24 protein-coding genes are annotated in these 23,656 nt (G+C 61.7%); 8 read left to right on the forward strand and 16 right to left on the reverse strand.

Annotation, left to right across the window (positions count from 1 at the left end):
- Positions 1-321 precede the first annotated feature (321 nt).
- The 5 genes from ACWHVV_RS18130 to ACWHVV_RS18150 all read right to left on the reverse strand — a co-directional run bounded on the left by ACWHVV_RS18130 (position 322) and on the right by ACWHVV_RS18150 (position 4,532).
- Positions 322-657: a hypothetical protein gene (locus tag ACWHVV_RS18130; protein ID WP_447927464.1), complete on the reverse strand. Its 336-nt coding sequence runs from the start codon at positions 655-657 to the stop codon at positions 322-324.
- 294 nt (positions 658-951) lie between these two features.
- Positions 952-2,256, reverse strand: coding sequence for a phosphate regulon sensor histidine kinase PhoR (gene phoR, locus ACWHVV_RS18135; protein ID WP_447927465.1), 1,305 nt, complete (start codon positions 2,254-2,256; stop codon positions 952-954).
- Between the two features lie 3 nt (positions 2,257-2,259).
- Positions 2,260-2,949 carry a phosphate regulon transcriptional regulator PhoB gene (phoB, locus tag ACWHVV_RS18140; protein WP_447927466.1) on the reverse strand — a complete coding sequence of 230 codons (690 nt, stop codon included), beginning with the start codon at positions 2,947-2,949 and terminating at the stop codon, positions 2,260-2,262.
- Positions 2,950-3,044: 95 nt separating this feature from the next.
- A complete protein-coding gene (gene ubiA, locus ACWHVV_RS18145; RefSeq protein ID WP_447927467.1) occupies positions 3,045-3,935 on the reverse strand; it encodes a 4-hydroxybenzoate octaprenyltransferase in 891 nt (296 codons plus the stop codon).
- A gap of 33 nt (positions 3,936-3,968) precedes the next feature.
- The gene (locus ACWHVV_RS18150; protein WP_447927468.1) at positions 3,969-4,532 is read right to left on the reverse strand and encodes a chorismate--pyruvate lyase family protein; all 564 of its coding nucleotides are present in this window, start codon (positions 4,530-4,532) and stop codon (positions 3,969-3,971) included.
- 154 nt (positions 4,533-4,686) lie between these two features.
- Here ACWHVV_RS18150 and ACWHVV_RS18155 point away from each other — a divergent pair, with 154 nt between their 5' ends.
- The 5 genes from ACWHVV_RS18155 to yccS all read left to right on the forward strand — a co-directional run bounded on the left by ACWHVV_RS18155 (position 4,687) and on the right by yccS (position 9,982).
- Positions 4,687-5,874, forward strand: a complete 1,188-nt coding sequence (locus ACWHVV_RS18155) for an FAD-dependent oxidoreductase (protein ID WP_447927469.1) — start codon at positions 4,687-4,689, stop codon at positions 5,872-5,874.
- A gap of 104 nt (positions 5,875-5,978) precedes the next feature.
- On the forward strand, positions 5,979-6,251 hold the full coding sequence (locus tag ACWHVV_RS18160; protein WP_447530402.1) for an HU family DNA-binding protein: 273 nt from the start codon (positions 5,979-5,981) through the stop codon (positions 6,249-6,251).
- Entirely contained in the window at positions 6,251-6,607 is a 357-nt protein-coding gene (locus ACWHVV_RS18165; RefSeq protein WP_447530403.1) for a hypothetical protein, read from the forward strand. Before ACWHVV_RS18160 ends, ACWHVV_RS18165 begins: the two co-directional genes overlap by 1 nt.
- A gap of 99 nt (positions 6,608-6,706) precedes the next feature.
- Entirely contained in the window at positions 6,707-7,714 is a 1,008-nt protein-coding gene (locus ACWHVV_RS18170) for a zinc-binding dehydrogenase (protein ID WP_447927470.1), read from the forward strand.
- Positions 7,715-7,798: 84 nt separating this feature from the next.
- Positions 7,799-9,982 (forward strand): YccS family putative transporter, encoded by a 2,184-nt coding sequence (yccS, locus tag ACWHVV_RS18175; RefSeq protein WP_447927471.1) that lies wholly within the window; start codon positions 7,799-7,801, stop codon positions 9,980-9,982.
- Between the two features lie 4 nt (positions 9,983-9,986).
- Here the strand turns inward: yccS and recG are convergent, their stop codons facing one another.
- Positions 9,987-12,065 (reverse strand): ATP-dependent DNA helicase RecG, encoded by a 2,079-nt coding sequence (gene recG, locus ACWHVV_RS18180; protein ID WP_447929187.1) that lies wholly within the window; start codon positions 12,063-12,065, stop codon positions 9,987-9,989.
- A complete protein-coding gene (locus ACWHVV_RS18185; protein ID WP_447927472.1) occupies positions 12,062-12,973 on the reverse strand; it encodes a hydrogen peroxide-inducible genes activator in 912 nt (303 codons plus the stop codon). Before ACWHVV_RS18185 ends, recG begins: the two co-directional genes overlap by 4 nt.
- Before the next feature lie 152 nt (positions 12,974-13,125).
- Here ACWHVV_RS18185 and ACWHVV_RS18190 point away from each other — a divergent pair, with 152 nt between their 5' ends.
- Positions 13,126-14,004: an SDR family oxidoreductase gene (locus tag ACWHVV_RS18190; protein WP_447927473.1), complete on the forward strand. Its 879-nt coding sequence runs from the start codon at positions 13,126-13,128 to the stop codon at positions 14,002-14,004.
- A gap of 63 nt (positions 14,005-14,067) precedes the next feature.
- Here ACWHVV_RS18190 and ACWHVV_RS18195 read toward each other — a convergent pair whose 3' ends face one another.
- The 4 genes from ACWHVV_RS18195 to gmk form a co-directional block, all read right to left on the reverse strand.
- Positions 14,068-14,457: a RidA family protein gene (locus ACWHVV_RS18195; RefSeq protein WP_447927474.1), complete on the reverse strand. Its 390-nt coding sequence runs from the start codon at positions 14,455-14,457 to the stop codon at positions 14,068-14,070.
- Positions 14,458-14,593: 136 nt separating this feature from the next.
- Positions 14,594-16,726, reverse strand: a complete 2,133-nt coding sequence (locus tag ACWHVV_RS18200; protein WP_447927475.1) for a RelA/SpoT family protein — start codon at positions 16,724-16,726, stop codon at positions 14,594-14,596.
- 27 nt (positions 16,727-16,753) lie between these two features.
- The gene (gene rpoZ, locus ACWHVV_RS18205) at positions 16,754-17,011 is read right to left on the reverse strand and encodes a DNA-directed RNA polymerase subunit omega (protein ID WP_447530409.1); all 258 of its coding nucleotides are present in this window, start codon (positions 17,009-17,011) and stop codon (positions 16,754-16,756) included.
- Between the two features lie 85 nt (positions 17,012-17,096).
- Positions 17,097-17,729, reverse strand: coding sequence for a guanylate kinase (gene gmk, locus ACWHVV_RS18210; protein WP_447927476.1), 633 nt, complete (start codon positions 17,727-17,729; stop codon positions 17,097-17,099).
- A gap of 192 nt (positions 17,730-17,921) precedes the next feature.
- Between gmk and ACWHVV_RS18215 the strand changes: the two genes are divergently transcribed.
- Positions 17,922-18,617, forward strand: a complete 696-nt coding sequence (locus ACWHVV_RS18215; protein ID WP_447927477.1) for an extensin-like domain-containing protein — start codon at positions 17,922-17,924, stop codon at positions 18,615-18,617.
- A 13-nt stretch (positions 18,618-18,630) separates the two neighbouring features.
- On the opposite strand, the gene ACWHVV_RS18220 is transcribed toward ACWHVV_RS18215, so the two are convergent.
- The 4 genes from ACWHVV_RS18220 to ACWHVV_RS18235 all read right to left on the reverse strand — a co-directional run bounded on the left by ACWHVV_RS18220 (position 18,631) and on the right by ACWHVV_RS18235 (position 21,946).
- Positions 18,631-18,882, reverse strand: a complete 252-nt coding sequence (locus tag ACWHVV_RS18220; protein WP_447927478.1) for a hypothetical protein — start codon at positions 18,880-18,882, stop codon at positions 18,631-18,633.
- A gap of 82 nt (positions 18,883-18,964) precedes the next feature.
- Positions 18,965-20,161 carry an MFS transporter gene (locus ACWHVV_RS18225; RefSeq protein ID WP_447927479.1) on the reverse strand — a complete coding sequence of 399 codons (1,197 nt, stop codon included), beginning with the start codon at positions 20,159-20,161 and terminating at the stop codon, positions 18,965-18,967.
- 118 nt (positions 20,162-20,279) lie between these two features.
- A complete protein-coding gene (locus ACWHVV_RS18230; protein ID WP_447894712.1) occupies positions 20,280-20,606 on the reverse strand; it encodes a helix-turn-helix domain-containing protein in 327 nt (108 codons plus the stop codon).
- Positions 20,603-21,946 (reverse strand): type II toxin-antitoxin system HipA family toxin, encoded by a 1,344-nt coding sequence (locus ACWHVV_RS18235; protein WP_447927480.1) that lies wholly within the window; start codon positions 21,944-21,946, stop codon positions 20,603-20,605. Before ACWHVV_RS18235 ends, ACWHVV_RS18230 begins: the two co-directional genes overlap by 4 nt.
- A 135-nt stretch (positions 21,947-22,081) precedes the next feature.
- On the opposite strand from ACWHVV_RS18235, the gene ACWHVV_RS18240 reads away from it, so the two are divergent.
- Complete coding sequence (locus ACWHVV_RS18240; RefSeq protein ID WP_447927481.1) at positions 22,082-22,708, forward strand: DNA-3-methyladenine glycosylase family protein; 627 nt, start codon at positions 22,082-22,084, stop codon at positions 22,706-22,708.
- On the opposite strand, the gene ACWHVV_RS18245 is transcribed toward ACWHVV_RS18240, so the two are convergent.
- Positions 22,705-23,574, reverse strand: a complete 870-nt coding sequence (locus ACWHVV_RS18245; RefSeq protein ID WP_447927482.1) for a pirin family protein — start codon at positions 23,572-23,574, stop codon at positions 22,705-22,707. The genes ACWHVV_RS18240 and ACWHVV_RS18245 overlap by 4 nt on opposite strands.
- Positions 23,575-23,656 lie beyond the last annotated feature (82 nt).

A 23,656-nucleotide genomic window follows, 5' to 3' on the forward strand; every position in this document is an offset into this window, starting at 1 on the left:
GGGATACGCGAGGTAGGCGAGGCGTAAACCTTTATAGTGATCAAAAGGTTTATAGCAAAAAAACGTTATACCCATAAAAAACTAGACCCCGCTACGAGGCGGGGTCTTCATTTATGCTTAGCGATTGCGATGTGTAACGAAAGCTTCCTATCCTTTTGAGGGGCTCCAACCGTGGAATCTAACCCTAACTAACGTTTTCTATCGTCGCTTGATTCAATCCTTGAATCGTATGGAGCATCCATGCAGTGGGACATCCTGTCCCTTATAAATGCTCACTCCCTAAGCGTAACGCTTTGTACAGAAAATGCAACAAAATGTTACTTATGAATCAGAGTTTTTCTCAACTACGCCTTCCGGAGAAGTTTCTGCACCCTCTTCGGTTGCAGTACCCATTGAGTCCGGCTCACCGATGGTTTCATCGTTAGGGCCTTGGGTGTGATGGTCGGTTTCGAGCTCTTCCTGAGTGTAATCCGGGTTGTCATTGGTGTTCATATTGACACCGGATGACTCGTGCGCCGGATCCTGCTCGACCATGCTGTCCTGGTTTTCCTCGATCGACGAGTGATCGGTGGTATCTGCAAACGCCATCGGGCTTGCCAATAGGCCAAACGAAATACCTAGAATACCAGCTTTCTTGAGTAGCTCCTTGGACATCATATTCCACCTCCTGAATCGCTGTGGTTACCGCTTAAAGTAAGAAAGAGTACCTTTCGGTCGACTACTTTGAAGCAGCTGTCTTTCTTACCAAAAGCTTTGCAGAGGCTGTGCCAAACATGGCATAAAAATTAATATTACTTTAAAAACAGTAACTTAAAATATTACAAGTCTTATACAGAAAGCCGGACAACGGCGTTTGCAACACTAAAAAGTGGCTAATAATGACACATAGACAATTTGTGACCCAATCTTGTATGCCATTTTGACACACTGTACAACTTTGGTCTCATATACCTAGGTCTGAGCAATTCGCGAGACGGGAAAGACGCAGCGAAAACGCGCCCCCTGCTGAGGGTGAGAGTCGATTTGAAGCTTTCCGTCGTGGCGCAGCAGGACGTGTTTCACGATGGCAAGCCCGAGCCCGGTACCACCGGTGGCGGTACTGCGGCCTTTATCCACGCGGTAGAAGCGCTCGGTCAGGCGGGGAATATGGACCGGGTCGATACCGTGCCCATTATCCTCCACTTCGATACAGACGCCGCCGTCAAGGAGGGGGGCGTAGCGCAGCGTGATCTCGCTCCCCCCGGGGGCGTAACGCACGGCGTTGAACATCAGGTTGGAAACGGCGCTTCGAAGCTCCTGCTCGCTTCCGATCAGCCGCGCGTCGCTTTCGATCACAAGCTCGATACTCTGGGGCTCGGTGTGCTGCTGCTGGGAAAGAGCGTTGGCATCCTGGTGAATGCTTTGTAAAAGCGGCGCCAACGCCAGCGGCTGATGATCCTTACCGCCCTGGTCGATTTCCAATCGGGAAAGCAGTAGCAGGTCATTGACCAGGTTCTGCATACGCAGGGTTTGCGCCTGCATCTGGCCGATACTGCGCCCCAACCGGGGCGGCAGCTCGTCTTTTAAATCGCTGTAGGTTTCCAGGTAACCCGAAAGCACGGTAAGCGGCGTGCGTAATTCGTGGGACACGTTGGCCACGAAATCACGGCGCATCTGCTCCAGGCGGTGCAGCCGGGTAATATCGCGCGCCATTACCAGACGCTCGTCATCGCCGTAGAGCGTGATTTGATACTCGAGAATACGCCGCTCGTCGATCGGCGAGGTAAGCGTTAACGGCTCGCTGTACTGGCGCGCGGAGAAGTAGCGTACGAAGGCGGGATCGCGCAGCAAATTGGTAATGTGCTGGCCACGGTCGTGGGCGGTTTGCAGTCCCAGCATCTGGTGCGCGGCGCTGTTCCACCATTCGAGATCGCCGTGGCGGTCGAGCATGACCACGCTGTCGCGCATCGCCTCAGAAGACTCCTGGATACGCGCAAGCGTGGCTCTTAGTCGGCTTTGCGTGATCCGCTGGCTTTTCTGGTAGCGGTAGAGTCGGTCCAGCAGCTCACCCCAAAGGCCCTTGGCCGCGGGGGGCTCTTCGTTGGGCGTGAAGGTCAGCCACTGATGCAGGGTACGCAGTTGGCGCAGATGATAGAAAAGACACGCCCCCAAACCCGCTGACAGCCCCAGCCCCGGCGAGCCAAACAGCCAACCCAGGACGACGCCGAGGGTGGCCAGACCCGCGATACGCCAAAGCTCTCGGCTCCACAAACGCACGCGCTACACCCGGGCGGAGAAGCGGTACCCGGTGCCGCGCACCGTTTGAATCAGGTTCTGGTGGGCATCGCCCAGCGCCTTACGCAGACGGCGGATATGCACGTCCACGGTGCGCTCTTCGACGTAGACGTTGCCGCCCCATACCTGATCCAACAGCTGGCTACGGGTGTAGGCGCGCTCCTGATGGGTCATGAAAAACTGCAGTAAGCGATATTCGGTGGGCCCCATATCCAATGCCTTGCCGTGGGCGCTGACCCGATGGCTTACCGGATCGAGCATCAAACCGTTGATTTCGATGGGGTCTTCCACGCCGCGTGGCGTCGTTCGGCGCAGCACCGCTTTCAAACGTGCCACCAGTTCGCGAGGCGAAAACGGCTTGGTGATGTAGTCGTCTGCCCCCGCTTCGAGCCCCTGGATCTTGTTATCTTCTTCGCCCTTGGCGGTCAGCATGATGATCGGGATCTCGGCGGTCGCCTCTTCGCGCTTCAGCCGCCTTGCAAGCTCGATCCCGCTGGTGCCCGGCATCATCCAGTCAAGCAGCAGAAGGTCCGGCTGATGGTCCACGACCAGGGCGTGGGCGTCCTGGGCATTGTCCGCTTCGAGCACGCGATAGTCCGCCATTTCCAGCGCCACCGCGATCATCTCGCGAATGGGCGCCTCATCATCGACGATCAAAACGGTCTTGGCGGTCATTGGCGGGCCTCACGGTGTCCAAACGAAAGTGGTTCGATGACATATCGGTGACAATCACACCATGGGCGGGTGACAGTTTTATGACATCCCCGACATTAGCCTGTCACCGGCCACCAGCTCAAGGCCAGCCCGGCAAATACCAGAAGTCCCGACCAGTGGTTGTTCAAAAACGCCTGAAAGCACGCGTCGCGCTCGCGGCCAACGATCAAGCGCTGCTGATGCACGAAGGTCACCGCCATGGCCACAAGGCCCAGCCAGAAGAATCCGCCAAGCCCTACACGCCAGCCCACCAGCGCCAGCAGCGCAAGCGTGGCCGCCTGCAGCAGCCCGATGATCAACCGGTCGGCCTCGCCAAACAGCACGGCGGTCGATTTGATGCCGATCTTCAGGTCATCGTCGCGATCCACCATGGCGTATTGGGTGTCGTAGGCGACGGTCCACAGCACGTTGGCTAAAAACAGAATCCACGCCTCGAGAGGCACGTAGCCCAGCACCGCGCCGAACGCCATGGGGATCGCCCAGGAGAACGCGGCGCCCAGTACCACTTGCGGGAAATGGGTATAGCGCTTCATGAAGGGGTAGATAAACGCCAGCGCCACGCCGCCCAACGAGAGGGCCACGGTAAACCAGTTGGTCAGCAGGACCAGCACGAAGGAGGCGGCGACCAGCAAGATGAACAGCAGTTTGGCTTCGGCCTCGCTGATACGCCCGGTCGCCAGCGGCCGGTTTTTAGTGCGTTTGACGTGGCCATCGAAGTGGCGGTCGGCGTAGTCGTTCACCACGCAGCCCGCCGCGCGCATGGTGTAGACCCCGGCGATGAAGATCAGCAGCACGCCACGCCCCGGCACGCCTTCGCCGGCCACCCACAGCGCCCAAAGGGTCGGCCACATCAAAAGCCAGGTGCCGATGGGCCGGTCCAGGCGCATCAGGGTGATGAAATCCGCCGCCCGAGACCACCCGGTAGGGCGCAGCAGTGAACGATCCATGCTTACCTCTCAAAGACAAAACGCGCGTCTAGCCTAGCGCGAAGCCATGCCAAGATCATCCGCCATCGTGGATAAAAAGGCCTCCTGGACCAATAGCGCCAGGCCGGTGTGATAAAAGACCGAACGCCGCGCCCACACCCCGGCCGCCCCAGGAGGACACAAGCGGCGGGCAAACGCTGGCCGCTGGCGGGTAGCAAAGAGGGGCCCGCGTACAAGATCCGGCTGGCGAAACAGCCAGCTCCCCAGTGAACGTTCGCCAAGGTGCTTTAGGTGTTGCCCCTGAAGCTGCTCGAGAGGCGCCACCGAGCGCGCCACTACCCAAGGGGCGTCATCCACGCACAGAGCCACTTCACGAAGCCAGGCCAGACGGCGCGGCGCCAGGCCCAGTGTCAGCGCTTCGTCGCGGGTGGGCACCCCTACCGTTTGGCGCAAAAGCTGCACACGAAAGGGGTTGGGCTGGCCTGCCGAGACCAGCCGCTGGGTCAGGGAATCGGTCGAGGCCACCCACTGCCACCAGGCGGCGCTCATGGCCGGGCGCAGCGCGTTCACGGGTTGCCAGCGCGCGTAGGGGGTAGGGTGCAAAAGGTGTGAAGCCACGCGGCCTCCTGGGCGGTCAAGTCGTTGAAGCTAGTGTAACATGACGTTCTAACGCACTTTTCTCAACGACATTTTCTTGAAGACCGTTCATTTAAAGACCCTTCATTTAAAGACAGTCATTGAAAACATCATGGTTCCAACACTGGGTGATGGCATGACCCATTCCTTCTCTCAAACCGAAAAGCCGGTGGATTTGATCATCCTGGGCACCGGCATGGCCGGTGTCGGTCTGGCCCGGGCATTGCGGCGCCAAGGTGACACCCGCTCGATCACCCTGGTAAGTTTCGACAGCGGCGATGAGTACAGCAAGCCACTGCTCTCCACGGGCTTTGGCAAACGCCTGGCGCCCGAGGCACTCGCCAGGCAAAGCGCCGACGAGGTGGCCCGCGAGCTCGACGCCACGCTGCGCCCCCATACCCATGTCACCGCGCTCGACGTCGATAGCCGGCGCCTGACGCTTGCCAACGGCGAGCAGCTTGCTTTCGAAAAGCTCGTGCTGGCCACCGGCGCCAGCCCACGCCTGGCCCTTGACGTGCCCGACACGTTGACCGGGCGCTTTTTCAGCGTGAACGACCTGGACGACTACCGGGGCTTGCATGAAGCACTGGCTTCGCGCAGTGCCCGGGTGGCGATCATTGGTGCAGGACTGGTCGGCTGCGAATTCGCCAACGATCTGCACGCCGCGGGTCACCAGGTCACGCTAATCGCCCCGGAAGCCACGCCGCTACCGCGCCTTCTACCCGCGCCGCTTGGCGAGGCGCTGGGCAGCGCATTCGAAGCGGGCGGCATTGCCCTGGCGCTGGGCCGCACGGTGAGCGCTATCGCAACGGATGAACACGACGATCTGATGCTCACCCTCGATAACGCCGAAACCTGCCGCGTGGATGCCGTGCTAATGGCCACCGGTCTGACCCCGCGCACAGCGCTTGCTCGCCAGGCGGGGCTTGACGTGTCGCCAAGCGGTATCCAGGTGGACCGCTACCTGCAAACCTCGAACGCTGCGATCTACGCGCTGGGCGATGCCGCCTGTGTCGACGGCGTCAATGCCATGTACGTACAGCCCCTTCAAGCCAGTGTGAAGGCGTTGGCGGCCACCCTGGCCGGCACCCCAACCCCAGTAAGCTTTGGCGCCTGGCCGGTGGTAGTGAAAACGCCGCTGCTGCCCGTGGTGGCCTACTCCCCGCCTGCGCCCGTCGCGCAGTGGCGTATCGAGGGCGAAGGCGATGCGCTCGCCGCCCTTGGCGAAGATAAAGATGGTCAATTAGTCGGGTTTGCGTTGACAGGCAGTTGCGTCAAAAGGAAAGTGGAGCTTTCCAGAGCGGTGCCTGCGCTGCTAGGCTGATCCACGACCGATTGGTGATCAGGCCATAAAGTTAAAACACTCGTTTGTTTTCAATAACACTCATAAGCGTTACGCTTACTTTTTCTATCAGGGAGACCCCTTTTATGCGCAAACCTGAACTCGCCGCTGCCATTGCTGAAAACGCTGATCTTTCCAAAGACAAAGCGGGCCAAGTGCTGAACGTCATTCTTGATGAAATCACCAATAGCGTGGCCAAGGGTGAAGACGTGGCCCTGATCGGTTTCGGTACCTTCACCGTGCGCGAACGCGCCGCCCGTACCGGTAAAAACCCGCAAACCGGCGAGCCGCTGAAGATTCCGGCCAGCAAAAACGTGGCGTTCAAGCCCGGTAAAGCGCTCAAGGACGCCGTTTCCTAATGAAACTCCGGCTAACGCTGTGGCTACTTGGCTTGATGCTCAAGCGAGCACTGCGGCGTAAGCCGCGTTTCAAAGAACAGCTTGAGCGTATGCGCAGTCTGGACTGGGGCATTGCCACGGAAGACCTCGGCACTGCCCGCCACTACCGAATGACGCCTAACGGCATCGACACCGGTAAAGGCCTGCCCATCGACCTGGACCTCGAACTACGTTTTCGCGACCAGGACGCCGCGCTGAAAATACTCAAAAAACCGACCCAGCAAGCCTTTCTGCACGGCATGATGAACGGCGACGTACGCCTGGTCGGCGACTCCAGCGATATGAACAAGCTGCAGAAGCTTTTGAAGTATTTGTAACGGCTAACAGCCCGCCCCCGCCAAGGGGGCGGGCTGTTTTAGTCTGTGGTTGAGACAATCCCTGCGCTCACACGTCGGCTTTTCTTCGAGTCTTCCCCCATGGTGGCAAACACGCTCAAAACGCGCGGGCTGCGCCTCTCAGGCCTGCCTAACGGTTTACTGTGCCCTGAGCATATCGAAACGACTTCGGTCGACCTGCCCCGTGACCCTGCGTTGTTGCTACGCCCCTGCTATATCAGCGTCGACCCTTACATGCGCACCCGCATGCACGCCCAAGGCTATGGATATATTGCGCGCTGGCAAACCGGCAGCACGCTTTCCGGCTGGACGCTGGCCGAAGTATTGGAAAGTCGCCAGGCAGGCTTCATGCCGGGAGATCTCGTCGCGGGGCATCTGCCCATGCAGGAAGTCGTGGCCAGCAGCGCGAAGGGGCTTTACCTCTTGCCCAAAGCGCAGAACCCGCTCGCCTATTTACATCCGCTGGGCATGACGGGTTTGACAGCCTGGGTAGGCATGGCGCTACTGGGCAAGCCTTTAGCGCAGGATACGGTACTGGTCAACGCCGCCGCCGGGGCGGTGGGGTCACTTGCCGCGCAGCTTGCCAAGCACGCGGGGGCTCGCGTTATCGTGACGGCCGGGCGCGATGACAAGCGCGCGTGGCTACGCCGATCAGGCTTTCACACCGTGCTCGACCACCGCCACCCCGACTACGCCCGCCATCTCGAACGCGCCGTACCCGAAGGTATTACGTTGAGCTTCGAGAACGTGGGCGGCAACGCTTTCAGCGCGGCGATCGACTCGATGCGTGAAGGCGGGCGCATCGTACTATGCGGGTTGGTCAGCCAGTACCAGTCGGCGAACCCCCGTCAGGGGCCCAACAACATTGCGACGCTTCCCGCGAAAGACATCACGATGACGCCCTTCGTGGTGCCCGACTATCTCGGCTACTGGGCCGAGTTTCAGCGCTTTATGGCACCGCTCGTCACTGAGCATCAGCTAAGCTGGCGGTTGAGTAAGGTACCGGGCGGGCTAGAAAGCGTCGCGGCAGCGCTCATCGGCGTGCTGAGCGGCGACAACCTGGGTAAACAGGTCGTGGAAATGTCTTGAAGCGACCAAGCACCAGGTGCGCCATAGCAACTCACGCGCCGCCATTGTTATACTAACGTCTAATAAATCAAACGAAGAGACGCCATGCCGATCCTGCGCCGCCTTTGGACCCTGGACAAGTTCGCCTACAGCCTGCGCGTATTTATCGCCTTTAGCGGGGCGCTGCTTTTTAGCGTGCTGCAGGCCGACGTGGCGTTGGTGATTCCGCTGTTTTTGGGCATTATCGCCTGCGCGCTTTCGGAAACCGACGATAGCTGGCAGGGCCGCCTGCAGGCGCTGGTGGTCACGCTGTTATGTTTTGCGCTGGCCTCTTTTATCGTCCAGTGGCTGTTTCCCTGGCCGTGGCTGTTCGCGTTGGGCCTGGGGGTGTCGGCGTTTACGCTGATCATGCTCGGCGCCATCGGCCAGCGCTACGCGACGATCGCCTCGGGCACGCTGATTCTATCGATCTATTCGATGATCAATATCGAGCAGCACGGCGGCGTGGATGCGGACGTGGCCTCGCGCCAGCTTCTGCTGCTGGCGGGGGCGGCCTGGTACGGGGTCATTTCGGTCATCTGGTGCGCGCTTTTTTCCCGCCAGCCGCTCAAGCAGAGCATGGCGCGGGTCTACAAAACACTGGGCGAGTTTTTGATTCTCAAGTCGGCGCTTTTTGAGCCGGTGCGCGGGGTGGATGTCGAGGCGCGCCGAGTGGCGCTGGCGCACCAAAACGGCCAGGTGGTCGCCGCGCTGAACCAGGCCAAGGAGATGATCTTTCGCCGGCTGGAGGGCCAACGAGGCAGCCGTAAGCTCAATCGTTACCTGCGCATCTATTTCGTGGCCCAGGATATCCACGAGCGAGCAAGCTCCACCCACTACCCCTACGGCGCGCTGACCGAGGCGTTTTTCCACCACGACGTGCTGTTTCGCTGCCAGCGCCTTCTCGACCAGCAGGGCCGGGCGTGCCGCCAGCTGGCCAAATCGCTGCTATTGAACCGGCCGTTTAGCCATGAGCAAAGCGAGCAGGCGCTCGCGGATCTGCGCGCCTCGATCGACAACCTGCGCGACCGCGGCCGGCCGGAGTGGCGCAACCTGATTCACCCACTCAATGCGCTGGCGGACAACCTGGCCACGCTAGAGGCACAGATCGCCAGCGCCCATAACCCGGACAGCAGCGTGGAGCGGCGCGACAGCGCGCTTTATGACCGCTCGCCGGCCAGCCTCAAGGATGCCTGGAGCCGCGTGCGCTTGAATTTGACGCTGGGCTCGCCGACCTTTCGCCACGCCGTGCGCCTTTCCACCGCGCTGATGGCGGGCTACGCGATTTTGCACTGGCTGGACCCGGAACAGGGCTTCTGGATCCTGCTCACCACGCTGTTCGTCTGCCGACCCAATTTCGCGACCACTCGGCGCTTTCTCTCCCAGCGTATTCTGGGCACGGTGATCGGCTTGATCGTGGGTTGGGCGTCGATCAGCCTGTTCCCCCAGCCTGGCGTTCAAAGCATCATCGCGGTCGCCGCCGGGGTCGCGTTCTTTGCCAACCGGGAGCGGCGCTACGTGGTCGCGACCGCCTCGATCACCCTGCTGGTGCTTTGCAGCTTCAACCAGGTGGGCGACGGTTTTAACCTGATTTGGCCGCGGCTATTCGATACGCTGATCGGCGCGGTCATTGCCGGGCTGGCGGTATTTTTCATTCTGCCGGACTGGCAGGGGCGCAAACTTTACCGCGAAGCCGCCAAGGTGCTGACCAGCCACCGCGGCTATCTCGACGAGATCGTCCACCAGTACGAAGAGGGCAAGCAGGACGATTTGAGCTACCGCCTGGCGCGGCGCAACGCGCACAACGCCGATGCGGCGTTTTCGACGCTTTTGACCAACATGCTTCACGAGCCGGGCCACTACCGCAAGCAGGATGCGGACAGCGGCCTGCGCTTTTTGGTGCTCTCCAATACGCTGCTGAGCCACCTTTCCGCGCTGGGCGCCCACCGCCACCGGCTAACCGAAGCCGAAGACGACGCCGCGCTGATGCCCCAGGCCAAACGGATTAGCGAGCTGCTGGCGGCGCTGACCGAGCAACTCCACAAGCGCCGGCCCGTCACGGATTTGGAAGACCAGACCCGTGCGCTTCTGGACGCGCTGGGCGAGCCGGTGCAAACGCCCGAGAGCGACGTCAACGCCGTTACGCTTTACCGGCCCATTCAGAGCCAGCTACGGCTGATCGCCGAACAGCTAACGCCGCTGGCGCAGAGCGCCGGGCGGCTGACCCAAACCAAATCCGAAGCCTCATGAACCGCTATACCTGGCCGTAGCGCCCGGCCGCCTCGCCCAGCCAGCGGCGCACCAGCACGGCGGTAGCCTCGCTGTCGCTTTGCAGCGCCTGGGCAAGGGCCGTAACCCGTTCGAGCAGATCAGCATCGCGCTCAAGATCGGCGATTTTCATCTGGGCGAGCCCGGTCTGACGGGTGCCCAGCACTTCGCCGGGGCCACGAATCTCCAGGTCCTTTTCGGCGATGCGAAAGCCGTCGGTGGTTTCGCGCATCACGCTTAGGCGCTCTTTGGAGCTTTTGGAGAGCGGCGGATGATAAAGCAGCACGCAGAAGCTCTCCAGGCTGCCCCGCCCCACCCGGCCGCGCAGCTGGTGGAGCTGGGAAAGCCCCAAACGCTCCGGGTTTTCGATGATCATGAGACTCGCGTTGGGCACGTCCACTCCCACCTCGATCACCGTGGTAGCGACCAACAGATCAAGTTCGCCTTCCTTGAACGCCGCCATTACCTCGGCTTTTTCGCCGGCCTTCATGCGCCCGTGGATCAGGCCGATGGCAAGCTCCGGCAGCGCGGCGGTCAGCTCTTCCCGCGTGACCTCGGCGGCCTGGCACTGTAATACCTCGGACTCGTCGATCAGCGTGCAGACCCAGTAAGCCTGGCGGCCGTCGCTGCAGGCGCGGCGGATCCGCTCGACCACCTCCGGGCGGCGCTCGTCAGACACCACCACGGTTTTCACCGGCGTGCGCCCCGGCGGTAGCTCGTCGATCACCGAGACGTCCAGGTCCGCGTAGGCGCTCATGGCAAGCGTGCGCGGAATGGGCGTGGCGGTCATGATCAGCTGGTGCGGGGTCAAGCCCCCCGCTTCGCCCTTTTCACGTAGCGCCAGGCGCTGGTGAACGCCGAAGCGGTGCTGCTCGTCGATGATCGCAAGCCCCAGGCAGTGAAACTTCACATCGTCCTGAAAAAGCGCGTGGGTGCCGACCACCATGCGCGCGCGGCCATCGGCGATGGCCGCCTTGGCATCCAGGCGGCTTTTGCCCTTGAGTTTGCCGGCAAGCCACGCCACCTCGATTCCCAGCGGCTCGAACCAGGCCTTGAAGGAGCGGTAGTGCTGCTCGGCCAGGATCTCCGTGGGCGCCATGATCGCCGCCTGGCAGTCGCCGGAAAGCGCCGAAAGCGCGGCCATGGCGGCCACCACGGTCTTGCCCGAACCGACATCGCCTTGAACCAGCCTGAGCATCGGGGCGGGCTCGGCCAGATCGAGTTCGATCTCCTCGAGCACCCGGCGCTGGGCGCCGGTAAGCGCAAACGGCAGCTGAGCCAAAAAGCGGGTTTGCAGGCTGCGCCCGGCGGGAAGCCTGGGCGCGCCATCGGCCTGGATGCGCAGGCGCACCTCGCGAAGGCTTAGCTGGTGGGCCAGAAGCTCCTCGAGCGCCAGCCGCCGGGTGGCCGGGTGCAGGCCCTGGGCCAGGGTATCCAGGTCCACATCCGGCGGCGGCTGATGCAAAAGCGCGAGGCTTTCGTGAAGCCCCGGCAGGTCGAAACGCTCGGCAAGTGCCGGCGGAATCATGTCCGGCAGCGCCTGCGGAGTATCGGTTAGCCTGGCGAGCGCCTGGCTTGTGAGGGCGCGCAGCCGGGTCTGGTGCAGCCCTTCGGTGGTGGGATAAATCGGCGTGTAGTGCTCTTCGACCGGTGTATCGGCGGCGCCGCTTGGCCGGTACTCCGGGTGGTAGATCTCAAGACCCGTGGCGCCGGCGCGGGCCTCGCCAAAGGCGCGCAGCGTAACCCCGGGGCGCAGCTGCTGGCTTTGGGCCGGCGAGAAGTGAAAAAAACGCAGACTCAGGATGCCGCTTGCATCGCGCAGGCGCACCAGCAGGCTACGCTTTCGCCCCTTGACGATATCGCAGGCGGTGACTTCGCCCTCGATCACGGCCTCGCTGCCCGCGCGCAAGAGCCCGATGGGCGTGACGCGGGTACGATCCTGATAGCGCAGCGGCAGGTGAAACAGCAGGTCGCTCACGCGCTCGACCCCTAGCCGCGCAAGTTTGAGCGCTAGCGCCTCGCCGACGCCCTTGAGCTCGGTGACCGGCGCATCGAGCTCGTTCATGGCGCGGGCTGCCGGCACTGGCTGATCGCCTCGATCAAGGCGTCGATGGCCTTGGGCCGAGGGAAGCTCGCCCGCCAGGCAATGGCCACAGTACGCGAAGGCGCCGGCGCCACGAAGGGCCGGCTTGTCAGTAGCGACTGCTCGTGCTTCTCTGTACCCAACGCCGACTGCGGCAGCACCGTAATGCCCAGCTTCGAGGCCACCATATGGCGGATCGTCTCGAGGGAGCCGCCTTCGGCTATCAGCGTATTGCTCGGGCTATTGAGCTTGTGGGTAATCGCCGGGCAGGCCTCCAGTATCTGGTCGCGAAAGCAGTGCCCCTCGCCCAGCAGCAAAAGCCGCTCCTCGAGCAGATCCTCCTTATCGATCGCCTCCCGCGCAGCCCAGGGGTGGTTGCTGGGGATCAGCACCTCGAACGCCTCGTCGTAAATCGCCTTGGTCACCACGTCGGTTTCGGTAAACGGCAGCGCCACGATGATCACGTCCAGCTCGCCGCTTCTAAGCTTGCTACGCAGCGTGCCGGTCAGCCCCTCTTCGATGTAGAGCGGCATTTGCGGCGCTACCTTGGCCAGCGCCGGAATCAGGTGCGGGTAAAGGTAAGGCCCGATGGTGTAAATGGCCCCGATGCGTAGCGGGTTGGCCAGTTGGTCGCGCCCGGCGCTTGCCAGCTCGAAAATCAGACTGGACTGCTCCAGCACACGCTGGGCCTGGGCGATGATCTTCTCGCCAAGCGGGGTGACCTGCACCGTGGACTTGGAGCGCTCGAACAAGGGCGTGTCGAGCTCGTCCTCGAGTTTTTTGACCGCCACCGAGAGCGTCGGCTGGGAGACGTGGCACCGCTCGGCAGCGCGGCCGAAGTGGCGCTCTTGTGCAAGGGTTACGATGTAGCGAAGTTCTGTTAAAGTCATAACGGTGCCGGCTGGCATCCTCTCGTAGCAGGTCGTGACGCATCGTCGTGGCCATGAACGGGATGGCAAGGACAGACAAATCTCTTTGACGATGGCATATCTCAAAGGGACTTTGTATCTAATAGGGAATATTTATCAGAAGGAGTGCGCAGGTGAAACTCACTGTACTGATTATCGGCTGTGGCGATATCGGCATCACCCTGGGGCGCGAGCTCCTGAGTGAAGGGCATCGCGTGGTGGGCGTGCGCCGCCAAACCGAGTCGTTACAGGGTACTGGTATCGAACCCCTGGCCCTCGATCTTAACCAACTTGAAGGGGCGAGCGCCACGGCGCTACCCCAGGCGGACTACGTGATCTACACCGTCAGCGCCGACCGCTTCGAGGAGAGCGCCTACCAAAGCGCCTACCCGGATGGCTTGAAGCGCGTGCTCGGCGTACTGGAGCAACACGACGTGCCGCCACGGCGTATTTTCTTCGTCTCTTCGACCAGCGTTTATGGCCAGCAAGAGGGCGAAGCGGTCAGCGAAGTCAGCCCCACGGACTCCACCAGCTTCTCCGGCAGCCTGATGCGCGAAGCCGAGCAGGCGCTTTTGAACCACCCGCTGCCCGGCACGGTAGTGCGTTTTTCGGGCATCTACGGCCCGGGCCGCGACCGGCTGATTCACCAGGTGCTGGGCGGGCGTATGGCCGCCATAACGCCGGCGATCTACTCCAACCGTATTCACCGCGACGACTGCGCCGGCATACTCGCCCACCTGATCCAGTGTCAGGAGAGCGGCAAGCCCCTGGCCGAGCTTTATCTGGGCAGCGACTCTGAGCCCGCCACCATGTACGACGTCATGAGCTGGCTTGCCAAAGAGCTCAAGGTGGAAACCACCGAGACCATGCAGTCGCCGCTTCGCCGGCGTACCAGCAAGCGCTGCGATAACAGCCGTATCCGCGAGACGGGCTACGCGTTTCGCTACCCGAGCTTTCGCGAGGGCTACGCCCAGATCCTCAAGGAAGGCGGCTTCAAGCCACAAAAAGCGTAACGGCTTTTCGACACAAAAGAGCGAGCCCGCGGGCTCGCTCTTTTTTTGGCTCTTTGGCAGCGCCTAGTCGCCAATGATCATCACGGCTTCGGCTTCCACCTGGCTTCCCTTGGGCAGCGCGCGAACGCCCACCGCGGCGCGCGCGGGGAACGGCGCCTTGAAGAACTCTTCCATTACGCGGTTAACGATGGCGAAGTTATCCAGGTCCACCAGGTACAGGTTGAGCTTGACGATATCGGTAAGCGAGCCGGCGGCTTCTTCGCACACCGCCTGCAAGTTGGTGAACACCTGACGCGTTTGAGCTTCGATATCACCGGCTACGAGTTCCATGGACTCCGGGTCGAGCGGAATCTGACCGGACATATAAACCGTATTGCCCGCCTTGATGGCCTGAGAGTAGGGGCCGATGGCGGCCGGGGCTTTCTCGGTATTGATAACGGCTTTATTGCTCATGGTGCCTTGCTCCTGTTGCGGCCATTCAATGGCATTTTTAATAAATGTGTTAAACGAATAAAACCTTCCAACCGTACAGAAAAAGCCGCTCCCGCCCGCGCATCAAGGGCATTGAAAGCGCGCGGTCAGGGAGGGCTTAGTTGGCTATTCGAGTTATTTTGCTGACGCTTGGCAGGTTGCGGATACGTTTCATGATACGGGCCAGGTGAACCCGCCCTTTTACCGAGAGCGTCAGGTTCACCGTGGATAGACGAGCGTCGCGCTCTTCGATGCCGATACGCTCGATATTGGCGTCGGCGTCGGTCACAAGACCTGCAAGCTCGGCCACCAGACCCCGGCGGCTTTCGATCTCAATACGCAGCGCCACCGGGAAGTCTTCGTCGATGTTCTCCGACCACTCCAGGCTGAAGAGCTTTTCCGGATCGCTTCTCAAATCCGACAAATTCTTGCACTCGCTGCGATGCACGACGATGCCCTTGCCCACGGACAAATGCCCGACGACCGGGTCACCGGGCAGCGGGTGGCAGCAGCGGGCAAAGCTCAGCACCATGCCTTCGCTGCCGCTGATCACCACGGCGTCATCGCTGTTTTCCAGCCGTTTGGGGCCGCCATCGACGCCGTGGGCAACGTCCACCAGCCGCCGGGCGGCGACGTAGGCCATGCGATTGCCAAGGCCCAATGATTCGAGCAAGACGTCCAGCGAGGACACGTCCAGCTCCTTGAACGCCCGGGGGAAGATCCGTTCGTCGAGCTCCTCGAGGCTCGTCTCGAAGGAGGCGAGCGCCTTGTTCAAAAGCCGCCGCCCCAGCATGATCGCTTCCGACTGCTGCTGGTGTTTCAGCGCGTGGCGAATGGCCGAACGCGCCTTGGCGGTGGAAACGAAGTTGAGCCAGGATAGATTGGGCCGCGCGCCGGGGGCGGTAATGATTTCCAGGGTCTGGCCGCTTTCAAGGCGCGTGGAAAGCGGCGCCAGGTGGCGGTCGATACGACACGCGATGCAGTTGTTGCCGATATCGGTGTGCACGCTGTAGGCGAAATCGACCACCGTCGCCCCCTGGGGGAGCTCCATGATGTCGCCCTTGGGCGTGAAGACGTAGATATCGTCGGGGAACAAGTCGTTTTTGACGTGCTCGATGAACTCCAGCGAGTCGCCGGCGTGGCGCTGCATCTCCAAAAGTCCCTTCACCCAGGCCCGCGCCCGGGCATGGCTGCCTTCGGCGATAGGATGGGAGGTTTGGCCGGCCTTGTAGAGCCAGTGCGCGGCGATGCCGTTGTTCGCCATGGCTTCCATTTCGCGGGTGCGTATCTGCACCTCGATGGGCATACCGCGCTGGCCAAAGAGCGTGGTGTGCAGGCTCTGGTAGCCGTTCGCCTTGGGAATGGCGATGTAATCCTTGAAGCGCCCGGGTACCGGCTTGAACAGGTTGTGGACCACGCCCAGGATGCGATAGCAGCTCGCCACATCGTCGGTGATGATGCGAAAACCGAACACGTCCATGATTTCGGCAAAGGGTTTGCGCTGGTCGCGCATCTTTTTATAGATCGATAACAGGTGCTTTTGCCGGCCGACCACCGTGCCCTTGAGCGCTTCGTCGTCGAGGCTTTGTTGCAGCGAAGACTGTATTTCGCGCATCGCGCCGCGCCGGTTACCCCGAGCCTTGGCTACCGCGCGTTTGATCCGCTCGGCGCGCATCGGGTGGATCGCCTGAAAGGAGAGATCCTCGAGCTCGATACGAATGGTGTTGATACCCAACCGCCCGGCCACGCGGGCATAGATTTCCAGCGTCTCGCGAGCGATGCGCCGCTTTTTGTCCGGGCGAAGCGCCCCCAGGGTGCGCATGTTGTGCAGGCGGTCGGCGAGTTTGACGATGATGACGCGAATATCCCGCGACATCGCCAGCACCATCTTCTGGAAGTTCTCGGCCTGGGCGACGGCCTTATCTTCGAAGGTGATCTGAGTCAGCTTGGAGACACCGTCGACCAGCTCCGCCACCGGGTGGCCGAACTGCTCGCCGAGGGCGTGTTTCGAGACCCCGGTATCTTCGATGACATCGTGCAGCATGGCGGCCATCAGGCTTTGATGGTCCATGTGCATGTTGGCCAAAATGTTGGCGACGGCGAGCGGGTGGGTAACGTAGGGTTCGCCGGAGCGGCGGCGCTGGCCGTCGTGGGCCTGCTCGGCGTAGTAGAAGGCGCGTTTGACCTGTTGGATTTCATCCAAGGGTAAATAGCCGCCGAGTCGGTCGGCCAGGTCATCGATGGTGAACATTTACCGCGCCCCTGATCGGTTTTAGGCTTAGTCGTCGATTTGGACGCTAGGCGCGGCCGGGCGCTGACGCACCGGCGCCTCGACCGGTTCGTCCAGCACGGTATGATCGACCAGACCCGCGGCAATTTCACGCAGCGCCAGGACCGTCGGTTTATCGTTTTCCCAGGCCAGCTGCGAATCCCGCGAGCCACGGGCGAGCTGACGGGCACGCTGGGTGGAAATCATCACCAGCTTGAAGCGGTTTTCAACATTTTCCAAACAATCTTCAACGGTTACGCGTGCCATGGGGTTTTCCTTTAATAACGGCGCCGGGCCAGCAGCGCTTAAAACGCCTGCCAGCCCGGCAAAATGGGCAACTTGACCCGATAGATTACTCGACGCCCGGCGCCTGTGACAAGAGCGCTTTGAGCAGCGGCGCGTGGCGATGCTGCATGGCAACACACGTTAGCCGCTGGCTGATGACCAGCGACGTGAGCTCGCCAAGGGCGGTGGTGAAGTCGTCGTTCACGACCAGGTAGTCGTATTCATCGAAATGGGTCATCTCGTTGACCGCGTCGCGCATGCGCCGCTCGATCACCGCGTGCTCGTCGGTGCCGCGGCTGGCCAGGCGGCGTTCGAGCTCGGCCCGGGAAGGCGGCAAAATGAAGATCGAGACGGCGTCTTTCATCTGCGCTCTGACCTGCTGCGCGCCCTGCCAATCGATTTCCAGAATCACGTCCTGGCCGGCGGCCAGCAGCGACTGAACGGCTTGACGCGAGGTGCCGTAGTAGTTATCAAAGACCCTGGCGTACTCGAAAAAGTCGCCACGCTCGATCATCTCTTCGAACGCTTGGGTCTGGCAGAAGTGATAGTTCACCCCGTCCACTTCCCCTTCGCGGCGGCCCCGTGTGGTATGCGAGACCGATACCTGAAGGCCATCCATACTCTCGATCAGCTCGCGAACCAGGCTGGTTTTGCCAGCGCCGGACGGCGCCGAAACGATAAACAGCGTACCCTGGGACATGAAACGCTTCCCTAATTGATAAAAACAGTCGTTAGCCCTGTGACGCCGCCACGCTTGCTGGCCGCGGTGCGCACTAAAGGCGGGCAGTATCGCATACCTGCCGCGCGGTCTGTAGTAGAAGACATGAGTAGAAGACATAAGTAGACGACATGGTAGAAGCCACGCAACGAACGTCATCGAAAGGAGTGCGGTATGCGGGGAACGATCTTTATATTAGCGCTGATCGCGCTGGGCGTGGCGCTGCAAAAAGGCCTGATCGAGGTCCCCCGCGAGTGGGCGCCCTGGGCGCCTTTGCACATCGACGACCCGGTCACCCCGGTCACGCAGTTAAAACTCAAACGGCTGGAGGGCGACCGCGCCGGTTGCCTGGCAGCGCTCGAGACCGCGCCACCCGGCGAACTCGACGTCACCCCCATGGACGACTACTCGCCCACGGCCAGTTGCCCGCTCACCAACGTCGTGCGCATGAACGCGAGCAGCGTGCGCTTTAACCGAAGCTTCGTGGCTACCTGCCCGATGGCGCTTGCCTGGGTAATGTTCGAACGCCACGAACTACAGCCCGCCGCCGAACGGATCATGGGCAGCCGCGTAAGCCAGGTCGACCACGTGGGAAGCTTTGCGTGTCGTAACGTATACGGGCGTGAATCGGGCAGGCGCAGCGAGCACGCTACGGCAGAAGCGCTGGATGTCACCGGATTTAGGTTCGAGAACGGCCAGCGTATTACGCTGATCAATAACTGGAATGACGAAGGGGCGGTGGGCGAGTTCTTCCGAGAAGCGCGGGACGGTGCCTGCAACACCTTTGGCAACGTACTAGGGCCCGAATACAACGCCGCGCATGCCGATCACTTTCATATGGGCATGCGCGGGTTCAGCCTTTGCCGCTAGGCGCGGCGAGCGATCACTCGAGGTTGATGTCGTCTTCGTCGGTGAGCGCGCCCGCCGCCGCACCGGCGCCTGCGCCAAGCACCGCGCCGCCGCCAACGCTACCACCGGTCGCCGCCGCGGTACCGGCACCCGCCGCCGCGCCAAGGCCCGCGCCGCTGGTGGCGCGCTCGCCAGAGGTCGAGCCGCAGCCCGCCAGGCCGATGGTCAGGGCCGCAATGGCGCCCAGGGTCAAAATACGCGAGGCTTTTACAAATTGAGTATGCATGAGTCATCTCCTTATGGGGGTGCACTCTTATACCTTAGAAAGAATTACCCACCTGCGCCAATTTAATTACGCCAACGCTTCGCTACCGCGCCTGGGCTACCTGGTAGGTGCGCTTTTCAAGCCAGCGCCCGAACACGAAAATGACCAAACCACACAGGGCAAGCCCGGTGCCCACGAAGCCAGTGCTCGACGGCGTAAGCCCGGCGCTGATCGCAAGCCCGGCAAGCCAGGCGCCCAGCGCGTTGGCACCGTTAAAGGCGGCGTGGTTGAGCGAGGCCGCCATGGTCTGGGCATCGCCGGCCACATCCATTAGCCGCGTTTGCAGCGACGGCGCCAGCGCCATGCTGGTACCTACCAGGCCCACGAACAAAAGCCCGGTCCAGACGTTATTGGCCGCGAAGTAGTAAAGCCCCTGAATGACCGCGCACCAGATCAAAATACGTGGAATGGCCCGCATCAGGTTCTTGTCGGCCATACGCCCGCCCACCAGGTTACCGATGATCGAGCCGACACCGAAGATGACCAATACCAGCGGGCCCAGCGCCTCGCTCATACCGGCCTGCTGGGTCAGCGTCGGCATCACGTAGCTAAAGATCGAGAACATGCCGCCACAGCCCACGCAGGCAATGGCCACCGTGACCAGCACGCGCTGCTTGATCAGCGCGGAAAGCTCCTTGAGCGGGCTCGCCAGCGCATCGAAGGGTTGAACGGGCACGTAAAGGCGAATCAGCAGCGCCGTTAAAAGCGCAATGCCCCCCACCCCGGCAAAGGCGATTTGCCAGCCAAACTGGTTACCCGCCCAGGTGCCCAGCGGCGCGCCGAGCAAAATCGCCACCGTCAGCCCCAGCATGACCCGGGAAACCGCCCGCGCCCGCTGGTCCACGGGGACCGCCCCGGCGGCCACCAGCGCCGCCACGCCGAAGTAGGCCCCGTGAGGAAGGCCGGCCAAAAAGCGCAGCCCCACGAAGGACCAAAAACCCGGCGCCATGGCGCTGGCAATGTTACCCACGGCGAACACCAGCATCAGCACGATCAAAAGCGAGCGCTTGGGCACCCGGGCCGCCATCGCGGAAATGATCGGCGCGCCGACCACCACGCCCAGGGCGTAGCTGCTGATCGCATACCCCACCTGGGGCACGGTCACGGCCAAATCCCCCGCCACCCGGTTCATTAGCCCCATGATGACGAACTCGCTGGTCCCGATACCAAAACCACCCAGCGCTAACGCAAATTCGGCCAGACGAGGGTTACTCGCCCGGCCCGCGGAAGACTCTTGCACACTCTGCTCCTCGGGGGTTAGCCCGCTTTTAAAACGTTTGGAATGGGGTAAATGATCGCAGGATTAGACTAAAGTAGAAACTCTTCACCACGAAAACCTGGCATCTCGGCAGGTACCCTCAAGACGAGCGGCCATCCGCCTTGACGGATAACAGACGCTCGCGCAGCTGACGGCTCTTGGGTATCAACCCTACTTGCAACCCTAGCGGGCGGAATACCTGGTCCAGCAGCGCCCGCGTCGGGCTCGCTTTATCCCCTTCGATATCGGAGAGCGAGCGGCGGCTGATACCGACCTTCTCGGCATATTGCGTTTGCGACATTCCCAGCACCTCACGACGCAATTGGCGCAGTACCTGGCCGGTGCTCATTTCCTCACGCAGCAGCCGGTCGAGCAGCTCCACCAGCAGCGCCTCGCGCTCGATACTACTTAACGCTTTGCGCTTCATAGTAGCCCCCAACGCTTTAGCTTATCGTCCAGGTAATCGAGCCCCAGCGCCGGCGAGTCCAGAAGTGTGGGCGCCACCCCGCGCAGGGCAAGACGCTCTTTCAAGCCGAGCAACTGCCTGGCCTGAGCTTGCAGCTCGCCCATCAATTGCTCCGGGGGCAGGTAGGTTTTCAGCGCCTCGGCAATGGCGAACCAGTCGACCTCTCGCCCCTGCTCGAAAGGTGCGCCCCAGGTCGTGGTGCGAATGATACCTTCCGGGTCGGCCTTCATCGGTGCAAAGTCGTAAATCGGCGCCAGCCAAATCCCTTGCGGTGTTTTCAGTAACGCCGTATTGCGGCCATGATTATCGCTGTTGGCAAACGCAATGTTGAGCAGATCACGTTTGACCCACTCACACACGAACGGCGCTTGATCGAAGGGCTGTCCCTCTTCCAATACGCGATACTGCTTGCCAAGCCTGCCGGTCAACGCCTCGATCACCGCAAAGTGATTCAGAAAACTTCCGGGTTCGCGGCCCATCACGGCGTAAACGGATTCCAGACCGAAAAAAGTACGCTGACCCGCTATATGTGCCACGTCGAACCGCGGTAGCCAAAGCGAAGGATAGCGCTCGCCTTCCAGCAGTCGCATACCCTGGGTGTCTATGGTGGCCACGCCAAGGGCGGTGAGTTCCTGGTAGAAGTGGTACTCGGCGCGCAGAATGTTGCTGTCGAGCTCGCTGCGTTGACCGCGCGGAAATTTGACCAAATAGTGCTGGTCGGTGCTGGCCTGGTCGTCCTGATAGGTATCGATCCAGACCTGATCATCAGGCGTACAGCGCAGCAATAGCTTTGGCGCCTCGCCACCGGCACCGGTCGCGCCCCCACCCGCGGCGCCCATTTGCTGGGCATAGGCCAGGAAGTCACTATCCCGGTCTACGACATCACGTAAAGGAAAGCGCTGCTGCTCCAGTGTGCTGCCCGCCGGGCGTGCGGGCAGCGACTCCTTGATGCGCAGATTGCCTACCGGCGCGATGGTGCCGTTGGCCAATAGGGTGTAATCCTGCTCCGCCTCGCTCAGCGATGCGATCCCCAGTTGAGTGACCCAATAGCGCCGGCTAGCGCCCGACGGCATGATGTCATCAAGAAACGTAAACCAGGTCGACGAATGGTGGGTTTCCATTAACGCGACGGGTAAACGTAAGCTGCAGGCCGCGTCATCGTCGCGCTCGAGATACTCGAGCGCGTAATCGGTCACATAGCCCAGCCGGGCCGCCCCTCGGCGCCCCTGCAAGGGGTGCTCGATGACCAGCTCGGCGGCGTCCTGCCATTGGCCGCGATGAAATAGTTGGATCATCAGCACTATCGGGCTACCTTGATTGAGTAATTTATTACTCAAAATTATAGCTCAGGGGCTTATTTTGTGCACTTTATTGCGCATCAGCGCTCAAAATAGACTCTAATGAACATTATTTTGCTCATTAACCATTGGTGATTCATGTCGTTCGATATCTCTACCCAGCCCACCCTCGACCACGCCATGGCCGCGCTTGCCGAGGCCGACCGCGATATCGCCCGGGCCCTGGCGCACGTGGGTCCGCCCGCCCCGCGCCAACGCGACAAGGGCTTCGCCACCTTCTTCTCGACCATCGTCAGCCAGCAGATCTCCACCGGCGCCGCGCGGGCGATCATGGGCCGCGTGAATACGCTGCTACCGGAGCTTCACGCCCAGGCGGTGATGGAGGTCGAAGGCCAGGCACTGCGCGACGCCGGGCTCTCCTGGCGCAAGGTCGAGTACGCCAAGGGCCTGGCCGAGGCGGAGCTTGCCGGCACCTTCAGCGCCGACGGCCTGGAGGCGCTGGACGACGACGCGGCGATTACCGCGATCACCCAACTCAGAGGCTTTGGCCGCTGGAGCGCCGAGATCTATTTGATGTTCTCGCTCAAGCGTGCGGATATTTTCCCCGCGGACGACCTGGCGCTGCGCGTCGCCCTGGGCCGCCTCAAGCGCATGGACGACAAGCCCACGCCCAAGCAGGCGCGTCAGATGGTGGAGCACTGGGCGCCCTGGCGAAGCGTAGGCTCGCTTTTTCTATGGCACTACTACCGGGGCGAGCCGCTTTAGGCGTTCAACCCGCCGAACTTGCCCGCCTGGTAGTCCTCGACCGCCTGGACGATCTCCTCGCGGGTGGTCATCACGAAGGGGCCGTGGGAGAAGATCGGCTCGTCGATAACGTCACCGTGGCCAAAGAGCAGCCGCGCACCCGATGAGGCTTCGATTTCGAGGGTCTCGCCCTCGCGGTCGACCTCGATCAGGTGATGCGCCTTGACCGGCTCACCGCCCACGCTTACCTCGCCGTTCACCACGTAGAGAAACACCTGGCGGCCAGCGGCCACGGGCAACGCCTCACTCGAACCTGCGGGCAGCGTGAGGGTCGACATGAAAATGCCGGTCAATGCCTCGATAGGGCCGGTCTTGTCGTCCCACTGCCCGGCGATCAGGTTCAGCTCACCGCCGCCGGGAAGCGCCAGCGCCGGGATATCCTGCTGCTGCAGGCCCACGTAGTGCGGGTCGCTCATCTTCAGTTTTGACGGCAGGTTGATCCAGAGCTGGAGGATTTCCAGCGGGCCGCCCTCGCGCTTGAACTCGGGCGGCGAGACTTCCGCGTGCACAATGCCGCTGCCCGCGGTCATCCACTGCACACCGCCTTCATGGATCACGCTTTGGTGATCGGTACTATCGGCGTGGGCAAGCGAGCCCTCGAGAATAAAAGTGACCGTCTCGAACCCGCGGTGCGGGTGCGGGCCAAAGGGCAGCCCCTGGTTATTGGCCGGGTAGGTCTGCGGGCCGTGGTGATTCAAAAACAGAAACGGGTCGAGCTGATCGAGCCCGGGCCCCGGTAGCGGGCGGCGCGTGGTCAGGTCGCCGATATCGTCCCGGTGGGCGGCGTGCTGGGCGATGACGCGGCGAGTAGCGTTAGTAGCTGGCATGACAATCTCCATGGACACTTTTATATGGCCCTAGCGTAAAACCTGCGCGGGCCAAAGAGGAGCGAATCTTTTGCTTCGCCAT

It is taken from the genome of Vreelandella sp. EE27 (genome assembly GCF_968206495.1).